Genomic DNA, 12,855 nt, shown 5'->3' on the forward strand with positions numbered 1-12,855 from the left:
CTCTCTATTGTTTCCTTTTGGAAGTTCCGATCCCGCGAAGGGAGCTCGGGCATTCCATCTGCCAGAAACAACGCAGAGTCCGGTTAACGGGACAACGGTGTTAACCGTGAATCGAGCGTCCCGATGTGAGAAATCGGGTTAATTGATACAGCTTACCGATCGGGTGTGCCAAAACGGGACTTGCCGGTCTGTGGTTTGTAAACTGTACCGACACATTTCCAGTAATTTCAAGACTCTTCGTCAGGTCCGCTCGAATCGAACAGGCCGCCTTGCGGGGCCACCGGCGGGGTCATCCCCAGGTGCTTCCAGCCCCGGTCGTTAAGGCATCGCCCACGCGCGGTGCGCGCCACCAGGCCGAGCTGGATCAGGAAAGGTTCGATCACTTCCTCGATCGTGTCGCGCGGTTCGGACAGGCCGGCCGCCAGCGTCTCCACCCCGACCGGACCGCCCTTGTAGATATCCGCGATCATCCGCAGATAGCGGCGATCCTGCGCGTCGAGGCCCAGGCTGTCCACTTCCAGCCGGTTGAGGGAATCGTCGGCGATGGCGCGGGTGATCGTCTCGCTGCCGGCGACATGGGCGAAATCGCGCACGCGGCGCAGCAGCCGCCCGGCGACGCGCGGTGTCCCGCGCGAACGCCGCGCGATCTCGGTCGCGCCGCCCTTGTCGATGCCGAAGCCCAGCAGGCCCGCGCCGCGCGTCACCACGTGCTCCAGCTCGGGCACGGTGTAGAACTGAAGCCGCACCGGGATGCCGAAACGGTCGCGCAGGGGGGTTTGCAGCAGGCCCTGCCGCGTGGTCGCGCCGATCAGCGTGAAGGGCGGCAGGTCGATCCGCACCGACCGCGCCGAAGGCCCCTCGCCGATGATGAGATCCAGCGCACGGTCCTCCATCGCCGGGTACAGCACTTCCTCGACCACCGGATTGAGCCGGTGGATCTCGTCGATGAACAGTACGTCGCCCTGCTCGAGATTGGTGAGCAGCGCGGCGAGATCGCCTGCCTTGGCGATCACCGGCCCGGACGTGGCGCGAAAGCCCACGCCCAGCTCGCGCGCGACGATCTGCGCCAGGGTCGTCTTGCCGAGGCCCGGCGGCCCGAAGAACAGCACATGATCCATCGCCTCGCGCCGCGAGCGGGCGGATTCGATGAACACGCCAAGGTTGTCCTTGGCCCCCGCCTGCCCGACGAATTCGGCAAGCGTCTTGGGCCTGAGCGCGGCGTCGGCGTCCTCGGGCTGGCGGGAGGAGGTGAGGATGGGGTTGTCGGTCATGGGATCAGCGCGTGCGGCACGATGGGCCCTGAAACGAGTTCAGGGCGACGAAGCGAGGCGGGGAGAACAAGGCGTGTCACCCCGCCGCCCGCTTCAGCGCCACGCGCACGAGGTCGTTCAGCCCCGCCCCATCGCCCAGTTCGCCGATCGCCTGCGCGACGGCGGCGCTGGCCACGACCGGCTTGAAGCCCAGGTTCTGGAGCGCCGAGACGGCATCGGCGCTGGCCGAGCCGGCCGGCGCGGCAGCCACCGCGATGCCCGCCGCGTTTGGCAAGGCGCCGGCTTTGTCCTTCAGTTCATTGACGATGCGGCTCGCCAGCTTGGGCCCCACGCCGTTGGCCCGCGCGACCATCGCGGCGTCGCCGCCGGCGCAGGCGCGCTGGAGTTCATCGGTGGTCAGCGCCGAAAGGATCGCCAGCGCCACTTTCGAGCCGACGCCCTGGATCGCGGTAAGCAGCCGGAACCAGTCACGCTCGGCGGCGGAACCGAAGCCGATCAAGCGCTGGTCGGTCTCGGACACTTGCATCTCGGTATGGACCACCACCCGGTCCCCGCGAATGCCGAACCGGTCCAGCGTGCGCGCCGAGCAGTGGACGAGGTAACCCACCCCGTTGACGTCGATGATCGCCCAATCGGGGCCGGTATCGTCGAGCAGGCCTGTAAGCTTGGCGATCATGGTTTGTTCTATGGCACAGAGGGGAGTCGCAGAAAAGGGGGCAAACACCCGCCTGGCATAGCCCGGACCATGACAAGGCGATTCGCCTCGGCTAATGCAAAGCAATGGGGACAAGGCTCGAACGCGGCGTGGGGGACAGGCCGCCAGCATGGGTGATGCCCGCCGCGATGGCAGTGGCCGCGATGGGCATCGCCTTGCGGATCGCCGCCTTCTCCCCCCTGGACATCATGCATGCCGACGAGCTCATGCAATATCTTGAGCAGGCCAACCGCCTGGCTACCGGGTACGGAATCGTTCCCTGGGAGGCCCGGTTCGGCCTGCGGAATGCATTGATCGAGCAGTTCCTGGCGCCATTCCTGTGGCTGGGCGGCACGCTGGCGCCGGGCACGCTGCTGGGCGTTTATCTCGCGCGCGGTGCCTTCGCGGCGATGACCCTGCTGGTGCTGCCCGCGGCATGGCGGCTCGGTGCGCTCGCCTCATGGCGCCATGCCATGGTGGCGCTGCTGGTCGCCGCGGCATGGTGGGAAAGCGTGCTGTTCAGCGAGTTGCTCCTGTCGGAAAGCCTGGCAAGTGCCCTGCTGCTGCTCGCCGCCGCACCGCTGCTGGAGGAGCCTCGGAGCCGTACCGTAGATCAGCCTGCCTTGCGACTAAGCGGCTTCCTGCTCGGGCTCGGGGTGCTGGTGCGATTGCAATACGCGCCCTTCGCGGTGATGCTGGCGCTCGGCACGCTGCGGTTCGACCGGGCGCGCTGGCGGCCGGTCTTCATTGGCGGCATGCTGGCCCTGCTGCTTGGCGCGGCGAGCGACCTGGCGATGGGGCGGATGCCATTTGCGTGGATGCTGGTCAACGTGACCATAAACATCGGCCAGGGCGCGGCAAACCGGTTCGGCATCTCGGGACCCTTCGCCCACCTGGCAGGGCTTTATGTTCACCTGGCACCGGTCGGCGTCGCGGTGCTGATGGGGGCACTGTTCGCGCGGCGGCGCTACCGGCCGTTGCTGGCCGCCGCTCTGGTCAACCTGCTTGTCCACAGCCTCATCGCGCACAAGGAATACCGCTTTGTCTGGCTGACCACGCTCACCCTGCTACTGCTCGCCGCCGTGACCAGCGTCGATTTGGTAGACCGCATCGCGTCGCGGCGCGCCCGGCAGCCTGGCGGCGGCAGTCCAGCGGTCCTGGTGCTGCTGTGCCTGGTCTGGCTGGCCGCCTCGGCCATTTCCCAACATGTCAGCGGAGGATTCCGGGCATTTCGCGGCGGCGGCGGGGTGCCGAAGCTTGCGATAGAGGCCGTGGAAGACCCCGGGATCTGCGGCATCGGGCTCGACTTCGAACTCAGGGCCCACCTCGTACCCAGCCTGCTGACGCGCCGGGTGCCGATTGCGCTTGTGCCGCTAGGCCCGGCGCTGCACGGCGATTCGCTGCCACGCGACCTCGCGCCTGCGGTCAATGCCCTGATCCTGACCAGCCCGCCCAACGCCGCGGAGGGCTATCATGTCGCTTCGTGCCGCCCGCTGGGCGCAAGCCAGGTGTGCCTCTACCGCCGCGCGGGGACATGCCGGCCGAGCCAAGCCTGGGACTATCAGCAGGTGCTCGACAGAACCGACAAGTTATAGACAGTTATAAATGCAAATCCCGTGACTTTACCTGTGGCTGCCCAGCATGTTGGCATGGGTGATCGCCACCGCCAGCGCGTCCGAGGCGTCCTCGCCGGCCAGTTTGACGCCGGGCAGAAGCACCTTGAGCATGGCCTGGACCTGCTGCTTTTCCGCGCCGCCGGTGCCGACCAGCGCCTTCTTGATGACCTTGGTCGAATATTCCGCCACCGGCATTCCGGCGCGCGCCAGCGCCAGCATGGCGACACCCCGCGCCTGCCCGAGCTTGAGCGTCGACTGCGGGTTCACATTGACGAAGACTTCCTCCACCGCGCCGGCATCGGGGCGGTGGCGCAGGATCACGTCGGTCAGTTCGGCATCGAGTTCGACCAGGCGCTGCGCCATGCCCGCCTTGGTATCGGTGCGGATCTGCCCGTTGGCGACATGGCTGAGCCGGCTGCCGGCCTTGGCGACCACGCCCCAGCCGGTGCAGGTAAGGCCGGGGTCGAGGCCGATGATAATCATCGATCCTCCCCGTCCCGGGAAGGGGAGCCATGCCAGGCATGGGGGAGGGGGTCATTCTCCTCCAGGCGCGGCCCTTCCAGGCGCGGCATCGAGGCGAGAGCCCCCTCCACCGCCGTTCCGGCGGCCTCGCTCCCCGTGCCGGGAAGGATCAGGAGAGTTTCTCCATGACTTCGTCGGAGATTTCGTAATTGCCCCAGACGGCCTGCACATCGTCGTCGTCGTCGAGGGTGTCGACCAGCTTGAGCAAGGTCCTGGCGGTGTCCTCGTCGACATCGACCTTGAGACCGGGCCTCCAGGCAAGCTTCACGCCCTCAGCCTCGCCGAGCACCTTTTCCAGCTCGCGGGCCACGCCGTGGAGGTTCTCCACCGAAGTCCAGACCGAGTGGCTGTCCTCGTCGCTCTCGACATCGTCGGCGCCTGCCTCGATGGCGGCTTCCAGGACTTTGTCCTCGTCGCCCGCGGAACCGGGGTATTCGATCAGGCCGAGGCGATCGAAGCCATGCGAGACCGCGCCGCTGGCACCCAGGTTGCCGCCGTTCTTGGCGAAGGCGGTGCGCACGTTGGTGGCGGTGCGGTTGCGGTTGTCGGTCAGCGCCTCGACGATCAGCGCGACGCCGCCGGGGCCGTAGCCCTCGTAGCGCACTTCCTCGTAGTTCTCGCCGTCGCCCTTCGAAGCCTTGTCGATGGCGCGCTGGATGTTGTCCTTGGGCATCGACTGCGCCTTGGCGGCATTGACCGCGGCGCGCAGGCGCGGGTTCATGTCCGGATCGGGCATGCCCATCTTGGCCGCGACGGTGATCTCGCGCGAGAGCTTGGAAAACATCGCCGAGCGCTTCTTATCCTGCGCGCCCTTGCGATGCATGATGTTCTTGAATTTGGAATGGCCTGCCATGGGTCCGTTCGTCTTGCTGGTCTGGTGTGAAGTTCGGCGCCCTTACAACAGGCGCGGGCGCTAGAGCAACCGCTGCCACCAACCCACGTCACGCCAGGCGCCAAGCTTCCAGCCGACCTCGCGATAGATGCCCACCGGCGTGAAGCCCATCGCCTCGTGCAAACCCACGCTGCCGGCGTTGGGCAGCGCGATCCCGGCAAAGGCGGCATGGAAGCCACTGTCCTTCAGGCGCGGCAGCAGCGCGGCATAGAGCGCCCGCCCGATGCCCTGGCGGCCATGTGCCGGATCGACATAGACCGCGACGTCGCACGATGAAGCATAAGCGGCGCGGGTCCGGTGCGGGGAAGCGTAGGCATAGCCGATGACATGCCCCCCGGCCTCAGCCACGAGCCATGCGTGCGAGGCGCCGTATTCCGCGATGCGCCGCGCCATTTCGGCGGCATCGGGCGCCTCGGTCTCGAAGCTGACGAAACTGTCGCCGACAAAGGGCGCATAGATCGCCGCGCAACCGGACGCGTCGGCGCTCACCGCGGGGCGAATGACCGGAGACATAGGCCATGATAGCAAAATTCGTCTCCGGAACCAGCCCGATCGGGGTCACTCCAGCCCGAGCGCCGCCTTGTAGGTATCCAGCACCATTTCCATTTCGCGCCGGTCATCGGGCTTCATTTTCCGCAGGCGCACGATCTGGCGCATGATCTTGACGTCGTAACCCACTGCCTTGCCTTCGTTATAGACGTCGCGGATATCGTCCGAGATGCCCTTCTTTTCCTCTTCGAGGCGCTCGACGCGCTCGATCAGCAGGCGCAGGCGGTCGTCGGTGGTTTCGGCCATGGGGTTCGTGCTCCGGTCATGTCGTGGTGAATCGGTTGGCGGGGCTGATAGCCGCAGAGCCGGATTCGGGCAAAGCGCACGGCTGTGGAAAATCTCCGGCGCAAGGCGCGGGCACGAAAACCCCGGCCTTCCGCAGGAGAAGGCCGGGGTTTTATCCGAAGCGGGCGGATCGGCCGCCCGCGCCGCGTCAATCGGCGCCGACGCCCATCGGGATCGGCGTGCCCTGCTTCAGATAGACGCGATTGTCGTGGATCTTCTCGACGTCGGCCAGCGCGATGTAGTGGTGCGCGCCGTCCGAACTGTCGGACCGGGTCAGCTTGATCTGGTCGTCCTTGACTTCATCGACCGTGCCGACATGCTGGCCGGCACTGGTGGCGACTTCCATGTGCTCGTGGATGCGGAACTTCTCGAACATCGGGGTTCTCCATTGCTGTTCGGGGACGTGTAGCGAGTCAACGGGCCGGCCCGGCAAGTGTTCCGGGGCTGGTCTCAGCCCGGGCACGGTTCGTGGAAGTTGATCGACATCATACCATTTGCGACAAATTCCGGCTTGAGCGGGCGCCGTGGATGCGCTTGCGTTGCGTGCACGTGTCACGCCCGCCCGCCGGGCTTTCGGGAAACGGATTTCGACAAATGCGCAAATGGCACCGCTGGCTTTCGATCTTCTTCGGTATCTTCATGCTCTGGATCGCCGTCACCGGCGTGCTGAGCCAGGTCGCGGCGCTGTGGCCCGCCGGCGAGGCCGGGCAGGCCGTCGCCGCCGCCCCGCCGCCGGGCTTCGCCTGCCCCGAAGGCTGGCGCTGCATGCCCCCGCGCGCGGAGGGCGGGATGCGATCGCTGGTGGGGCTGTTCCACCATCTCCATTCGGGCGAGAGCTTTGGTCCCATCGGCACGGTGATCTCGGTGCTTTCGGGTCTGGCGCTGATCTTCTTCTCGATCTCCGGGCTCTGGCTCTACGTTCAGATGTGGCGCTTCCGCAAGGATCGCAGCCTGGCGCCGCGCTGGTTCTGGAAATGACCTGAACGGCGGCTGGAACCGCCCTCGCCTCCCCTCCGTACCCCTGTTGTCCCCCCTCTGGCCCCCTCGGCCGGGGCATGCTCGCGGCCGCGCGCCGCCGCGATAACCGCAATTGCTCCCCACCCCTTGCGTCCCCATATCCACCGGGCCGCAAGATATGCCCTCACACGCCTGTGGATGGTTGCACGGGGGTCACTGCTCTTGCGCCCGAATTTGGTTATCGTGAGGTTTCGCATCCAGAATCCTCGCGGTCGCGGATGCATCGCAATTCCTGCCGGAGCCGCCCATGCCTCTTCTCGAAGCCCGCAAGACCTACAAGCCCTTCGAATATCCCTGGGCCTACGACTTCTGGAAACGCCAGCAGCAAGTCCACTGGCTGCCGGAGGAAGTGCCGCTGGGCGAGGATTGTCGCGACTGGGCGCAGAAGATCAGCGAGCACGAACGCAACCTGCTCACCCAGATCTTCCGCTTCTTCACCCAGGCCGACGTGGAAGTGCAGGACTGCTACCACGACAAGTACGCCCGCGTGTTCAAGCCGACCGAGATCAAGATGATGCTGACCGCCTTCTCCAACATGGAGACGGTGCACATCGCCGCCTACAGCCACCTCCTCGACACCATCGGCATGCCCGAAAGCGAATATGGCATGTTCCTGGAATACGAGGAGCTGAAGGCCAAGCATGACTACATGCATACCTTCGGCGTCGATACGGACGAGGACATCGCCCGCACCCTGGCGATGTTCGGCGGCTTCACCGAAGGGCTGCAACTGTTCGCCAGCTTCGCCATGCTGATGAACTTCCCGCGCTTCAACAAGATGAAAGGCATGGGCCAGATCGTCAGCTGGTCGGTCCGCGACGAATCGCTGCACTGCGAAGGCATCACCAAGCTGTTCCACACTTTCGTGAAGGAGCGCGGCTGCCTGACCAAGGCGGTGAAGGAAGACATCATCGACTGCTGCCAGAAGACGGTGCGCCTGGAAGACGCGTTCATCGACCTCGCGTTCGAGATGGGTCCGGTGCCCGGCATGAGCGCCAAGGACATCAAGAAGTACATCCGTTACATCGCCGACTGGCGCCTGGGCCAGCTCGGCCTGCCCGCGATCTTCATGATCGAGGAACATCCCCTGCCCTGGCTGACCCCGCTCCTGAACGGCGTGGAGCACGCGAACTTCTTCGAAACCCGCGCGACGGAATACTCCAAGGGCGCCACCCGCGGCGACTGGAACACGGTGTGGACGAACTTCGACCAGCGCCGCAAGGCCAAGGCCAACGACGTCGACGAGGTGGACGACGGAAGCGAGCCGGACATGTTCGGCGGTGCCGGCGGGGCGCAGGCGGCGGAGTGACCCAGGCTTGCCCCGCGAAGCCGTGATACTCCCGATGCCGGGCCGGATACCGCGGGCGTGGAGAAGTGATGTATCCGGACCCCAGGAACGGAACGAAGTTTCAAACAAGCAATAGGGTCAACGCGCGGGCCAGGTCCATCGGAAGTGACAATCGTCATCGCTATGAACGCGTGTCTCGCCGCAGTCTTTTTCCAAACGGAAAGTTCGGGTGGCCCTGTTGTCGGCAAGGGCGGCGACCAGCCGTTCGCTATGGGACACCACCACGATCCGGCAGCTTTCCGACGCCTTGGTCAGAAGCCTGGCAAGGGGATCGAGCAGGGAGGGATGCAGGCTTGACTCCGGCTCGTTCAGGATAAGTATCTCGGGCTTGCTCGGCGCCAGCAATGCCGCGCACAGCATGATGTAGCGCAAGGTTCCATCGGACAACTCGCTGGCACGAAGCGGACGAAGCAGCCCGCGTTGCTGCATGGTGACACTACCATCTTCACCGCTGCCGACCCACGATCCTGGAAAAGCATCCCCGATCGCCTCTTCGAAAGCCTGGGCATCACCCATGATCCGGATGGTTGTTATCGCCGCCATCAGATCGGAACCGTCGTTGGCCAACGCCGGCGTATATGTAAGAATGTGAGGGCGCCGTGCAGGCGCATCCATGTCGGTTCGCAGGCTGTCGTAGAACCTCCAGTTGCGCATGCGTTCACGCATGAGGAGCATTTCCAGCCCATCTTCGCGATCGGATGAATGAGTGACCATGCTGTCGAAGGGGCGCAGGTCCTCCAGGCCGGTCCGCCATTCGCCGGTCGATATTCGGCGAAGGCGCACCATCTTGCCGCGACGCTCCGCAAACAGGTTCGATCGGCCCAGAAGGCCTCCGTTCCACATGGCTTCCACCTTGATCTCGGGATCGAGCCCGAAGGCAGAGCCGGGAGACGGCAATCCCAGATCGATCGCATAGCCCAGATCATCACCGGCGAAACCGAGGCGGAGGCTGACGCGACTGGACCTGACGGTGCCCTGGATGGGCGTTCTGCCGGTCCGCATGTCATGGCTGATGCGTTCGGGGCCGGCCCACAGCGTCGAATGCAGGCCGCCTTCCTTGGCCAACGAGTTGACCAGACGCCCCTGCGCGACATCGGCCAGGAGATGCAGGGCGCGATAGATGCTGGATTTTCCAGTGCCATTGGCACCCGTGATTATCGTCAGCGCGCCAAGCGGCAGCCTGATATCCCGCAGCGAGCGATATCCGGATATGGCCAGTTGCGAAATCAAGGACGAACTCCTCCGTTCAGATTCATGGATGTGTGCTTGCCTTTTCCTCGTACCAAGTCTCTTGAAGGGAGACTCGTTTTTCCCTTTCGTCGCCGCGAGGCGGCAAAGGAAAAGGAAACGACGTTTCGATCGATGAGGTCTGGTATCGGCTTCGCGCCTGAACGGGCAGGTGTCCGCTTGTTCCAGGGCAGCGCGCGCATAGTTCGCGTTTTCATCGCCCCCGGCGAAAAACGGTACAGGCGCCGATATCGTGGATCATGCTGCCGGCAATCATGATGATGATGGTGTGGGCGGTGCGCTGAAATCACGCCGCCAGGCGGACGAATCCCACGACAATGTCGCGCCCGGATGGCCCGTGGCGCCACGCCTCATCGGTGGCATCTTGTCGCCGCCCATATGCTTCAACTCCGGTCCGGATACCTGGCCAGCATGCCGTACAAACCGGCCCGGGAACACCCGCGATCATGGATCATGACGGCTGCGGGCCGGCCCAGCGTTTATATTGGCCCCGTTTATATTGGTCCCGTGGAGCGGCACGGTCAGCGACGCTCCATCGATTCCACGGCTTCCTTGGACTCCTGCAAGCCCATGCCGGTCGCCTCGCGCAGAAGTTTGATGGCGTCGATCTTGTGGCCGGAAGCGATCGCCGTTTCGATCTCCGCCCGTATGGAGGGGCCGAGCTGGTCGAAGGCGCGCGTCGGCCCGGCGAGGGGGCGCGGGCCGGACAAGTCGCGTCCGCCATAGCTGCGGCCGGCCACCCAGCCCAGCGCGAAGACCATCAGGGCGCCCAGCACGATCACCGCCCAGCTCATCGGCGCAGTTCCCGCGCCCTGACGCCCCGCATCTGCGCGAAGCCACCCTTGGGCAGGTCAAGCGCGAGCTGGAAGCGGAAAGGCCGCGCGCTGGATTCAGAAGACATTCCGATTCTCCCCAGGTTCGCACATGCAGCATAGCATGGAACGGAGAAAAGCCCCCATGAACCTATGTTCACGCCCGCGTCTTTTCATTTCGCACCCCCCTGAACGGATACTGCGAACGGACTTGCCGCGCACGGTGCGCCCCGAACCGCCGTCCCCTGGGGGGGGAGAGGGGACGGCGGCCGGCGCAGCATTGCGGCTGCGCCTGGGGGCGGGGCGATGGTCGGGGCGGGCGGGAAAATTGCCGGCGGCGCCATTCGCAAATTCATGTCGCGTTCGGAAAGTTCGATCAGCCGCCCGCCATCGGCGAGCATTCCGTCCACCATTCGCAAATCCTCCGGACAGTCAATCAAACTACCGGCATTTTGAACTTGGACAAGTTAAAATAGGTTAGCCCGTTTCCAGGCGAAATCGATTGACTCGATACTTCTGTGGATAAAGCACAAGTGCATGAATGACTACATAATTCTGGGCTCACCACAACTTCGCGAGGATGATTAGTCATGTTAGCTACAATACCAGATAACACCGATCGCGTTATGTGGTTCCAGCACCCGGGCATGATCGAACAGATCCGCCCCCAATGGCGCGGATCAGACGTGGTTCATGCAAGATCGGCCGAATTAAGATCCGCGGTATCAGATCGTCCAGGACCCCGGATTGGGCATCGGCAAGTGCTTTTGGGCATTGAGCAGGCTCAGCACGCTGCGCACGATCACCAGGATCGCCACGGCGGCGATCAGCAGGAACCCGATCAGCACGATCATCAGCAGCATTCCCGCGACGGTGCCGGCAATGGCGATCCAGAAGCTGTTGATGTGATACTGGTAATGCGAGACTTCCCAGTCCGCCCTGGGATCGCCGCGCCAGACGAAGGCGAGCACGACGCCGATGATGCCGGTCAGCCCGCCCGTTACATAGGAGGCGAGGTAGAGCAGACTGATAATCGTCGGATTGTTGAATTCAAACCCCGCTATCGGGGCCGGGCTCGTGGGCTTGCGGTCGGGATCGTCCATGACATGCCTCCCTGCCGGCGATGATTCCGGCCGGGGCGATGTTGCCTCCATTGCGCCGTCGGCGCAACCGGTTCCTCCTGCCCCCGGGCTCGGCTCAGCCCAGCCCCAGGAACAGCCCCGCCAGCGCCGCGCTCATCAGGTTGGACAGGCTGCCCGCCGCCAGCGCGCGAATGCCCAGCCGCGCGATCACCGGGCGCTGGTTGGGGGCCAGGCCGCCGGTGACAGCCATCTGGATCGCGATCGAGGAGAAATTGGCGAACCCGCAGAGCGCGAAAGTCACGACCGCCACGGTGCGGGGCGACAGCGCCGTATCCTTGCCCAGTTCGATGAACGAAACGAATTCGTTGAGCACGATCTTGGTGCCGAACAGGCCGCCCGCATGCATCGCCTCGGTCCAGTCGGGCGTGGCCAGGAGATAGAAGATCGGCGCGAAGAGATAGCCGAGCAGCGACTGGAAAGTCACGTCGTGGAAGCCGAACAACCCCGCGGCCCAGCCGACGACGCCGTTGGCCAGCGCGATCAGCGCGACGAAGGCGAGCACCATCGCGCCCACCGCCACCGCCAGCTTGACGCCGGTCTGCGCCCCCTGCGAGGCGGCCATGATGATGTTGGCGGGCTTCTCCTCATCGTGCTCGACGGCTTCGGGCTCGTCGACGTGGACGCCGGGCAGGTGGGTCACGTCGTCGCGGTTGAGCGCGGCGGCGGCCATGCCGGCGGGCGGAACCGTGCCTTCATGCACGCCGGTTTCGTCCGGATGCGGCCCGCGCGGATCGGGCATAATCATCTTGGCCATGAATATTCCCCCCGGCGCCGACATGAAGGCGGCGGCGACGAGATAGTCGATGCGAATACCCATGCTGGCATAGGCGGCCAGGATCGTGCCGGCGACCCCGGCCAGGCCCACCGTCATCACGCAGAACAGCTGCGACGGGTTCAGGCTCGCCAGGTAGGGGCGGATCACCAGCGGGCTTTCGCTCTGCCCGACGAAGATGTTCGAGGCCGCGCACAGGCTTTCCACCTTGCTGATCCCGGTCACCTTCTCCAGCGCACCGCCCAGCCAGCGGATCACCAGCGGCATGATCTTCAGATAGTAGAGGATCGAGATCAGCGAGGCGAAGAAAATGATGACCGGCAGCGCGGCGATCGCGAAGCTGTTGCCGCCGATCGCCGGCGTCGCGATCGGGCCGAACAGGAAATCGATGCCGGCATGGGCATAGCCGAGCAGGTTCTCCACCCCGGAGGCGGCGCCCCGCAGCACGTGATTGCCGAACGGCACGTACAGCACGAAGGCGGCAAGGCTCATTTGCAACGCGAAGGCCGCGCCCACCACGCGCGGACGGATCGCCTTGCGATCGGTTGAAAGCAGGAAGGCTGCCGCCATGATGAGAACGATGCCGATCAGGCTATAGGCGACATGCATCTAGGCGCGCTGCTCCGTGAACTGGGTCGAGAATCCGCGAAACCTAATGAGCCGCGCGCGAGACGGCTAGTGCAATCG

General features: G+C 64.9%; 14 protein-coding genes. 3 read left to right on the top strand and 11 right to left on the bottom strand.

Annotated elements, in window-relative coordinates; genetic code table 11:
- Positions 1 to 227: 227 nt before the first annotated feature.
- Complete coding sequence (gene ruvB / locus BM052_RS01715; RefSeq protein ID WP_091142462.1) at positions 228 to 1,271, bottom strand: Holliday junction branch migration DNA helicase RuvB; 1,044 nt, start codon at positions 1,269 to 1,271, stop codon at positions 228 to 230.
- Positions 1,272 to 1,347: 76 nt separating this feature from the next.
- On the bottom strand, positions 1,348 to 1,947 hold the full coding sequence (gene ruvA / locus BM052_RS01720) for a Holliday junction branch migration protein RuvA (protein ID WP_091142463.1): 600 nt from the start codon (positions 1,945 to 1,947) through the stop codon (positions 1,348 to 1,350).
- 104 nt (positions 1,948 to 2,051) lie between these two features.
- Here ruvA and BM052_RS01725 point away from each other — a divergent pair, with 104 nt between their 5' ends.
- Positions 2,052 to 3,560 carry a hypothetical protein gene (locus tag BM052_RS01725; protein WP_091142466.1) on the top strand — a complete coding sequence of 503 codons (1,509 nt, stop codon included), beginning with the start codon at positions 2,052 to 2,054 and terminating at the stop codon, positions 3,558 to 3,560.
- Positions 3,561 to 3,587: 27 nt separating this feature from the next.
- Here the strand turns inward: BM052_RS01725 and ruvC are convergent, their stop codons facing one another.
- The 5 genes from ruvC to BM052_RS01750 form a co-directional block, all read right to left on the bottom strand.
- Positions 3,588 to 4,064: a crossover junction endodeoxyribonuclease RuvC gene (ruvC, locus tag BM052_RS01730; RefSeq protein ID WP_091142468.1), complete on the bottom strand. Its 477-nt coding sequence runs from the start codon at positions 4,062 to 4,064 to the stop codon at positions 3,588 to 3,590.
- Positions 4,065 to 4,212: 148 nt separating this feature from the next.
- A complete protein-coding gene (locus tag BM052_RS01735) occupies positions 4,213 to 4,956 on the bottom strand; it encodes a YebC/PmpR family DNA-binding transcriptional regulator (RefSeq protein WP_091142471.1) in 744 nt (247 codons plus the stop codon).
- Between the two features lie 60 nt (positions 4,957 to 5,016).
- Positions 5,017 to 5,484, bottom strand: a complete 468-nt coding sequence (locus tag BM052_RS01740) for an arsinothricin resistance N-acetyltransferase ArsN1 family B (RefSeq protein WP_255405885.1) — start codon at positions 5,482 to 5,484, stop codon at positions 5,017 to 5,019.
- A 69-nt stretch (positions 5,485 to 5,553) separates the two neighbouring features.
- Positions 5,554 to 5,790, bottom strand: a complete 237-nt coding sequence (locus tag BM052_RS01745; protein ID WP_091142477.1) for a DUF2312 domain-containing protein — start codon at positions 5,788 to 5,790, stop codon at positions 5,554 to 5,556.
- Between the two features lie 187 nt (positions 5,791 to 5,977).
- Positions 5,978 to 6,205: a DUF2171 domain-containing protein gene (locus BM052_RS01750; RefSeq protein ID WP_091142479.1), complete on the bottom strand. Its 228-nt coding sequence runs from the start codon at positions 6,203 to 6,205 to the stop codon at positions 5,978 to 5,980.
- Positions 6,206 to 6,423: 218 nt separating this feature from the next.
- Here BM052_RS01750 and BM052_RS01755 point away from each other — a divergent pair, with 218 nt between their 5' ends.
- Positions 6,424 to 6,807 (top strand): PepSY domain-containing protein, encoded by a 384-nt coding sequence (locus BM052_RS01755; RefSeq protein WP_091142480.1) that lies wholly within the window; start codon positions 6,424 to 6,426, stop codon positions 6,805 to 6,807.
- 286 nt (positions 6,808 to 7,093) lie between these two features.
- On the top strand, positions 7,094 to 8,155 hold the full coding sequence (locus BM052_RS01760; RefSeq protein WP_091142483.1) for a ribonucleotide-diphosphate reductase subunit beta: 1,062 nt from the start codon (positions 7,094 to 7,096) through the stop codon (positions 8,153 to 8,155).
- A 117-nt stretch (positions 8,156 to 8,272) separates the two neighbouring features.
- Here BM052_RS01760 and BM052_RS01765 read toward each other — a convergent pair whose 3' ends face one another.
- From BM052_RS01765 to BM052_RS01780, 4 genes are all read right to left on the bottom strand, one after another.
- Complete coding sequence (locus BM052_RS01765) at positions 8,273 to 9,424, bottom strand: AAA family ATPase (RefSeq protein ID WP_091142485.1); 1,152 nt, start codon at positions 9,422 to 9,424, stop codon at positions 8,273 to 8,275.
- Between the two features lie 539 nt (positions 9,425 to 9,963).
- Positions 9,964 to 10,236, bottom strand: a complete 273-nt coding sequence (locus BM052_RS01770) for a ribosomal protein L7/L12 (RefSeq protein ID WP_091142488.1) — start codon at positions 10,234 to 10,236, stop codon at positions 9,964 to 9,966.
- Positions 10,237 to 10,979: 743 nt separating this feature from the next.
- On the bottom strand, positions 10,980 to 11,357 hold the full coding sequence (locus BM052_RS01775; protein WP_091142490.1) for a DUF4870 family protein: 378 nt from the start codon (positions 11,355 to 11,357) through the stop codon (positions 10,980 to 10,982).
- Between the two features lie 94 nt (positions 11,358 to 11,451).
- Positions 11,452 to 12,777, bottom strand: a complete 1,326-nt coding sequence (locus BM052_RS01780) for a NupC/NupG family nucleoside CNT transporter (protein WP_091142492.1) — start codon at positions 12,775 to 12,777, stop codon at positions 11,452 to 11,454.
- Positions 12,778 to 12,855 lie beyond the last annotated feature (78 nt).

This window comes from Novosphingobium sp. CF614, from assembly GCF_900113255.1.
Taxonomy (GTDB): domain Bacteria; phylum Pseudomonadota; class Alphaproteobacteria; order Sphingomonadales; family Sphingomonadaceae; genus Novosphingobium.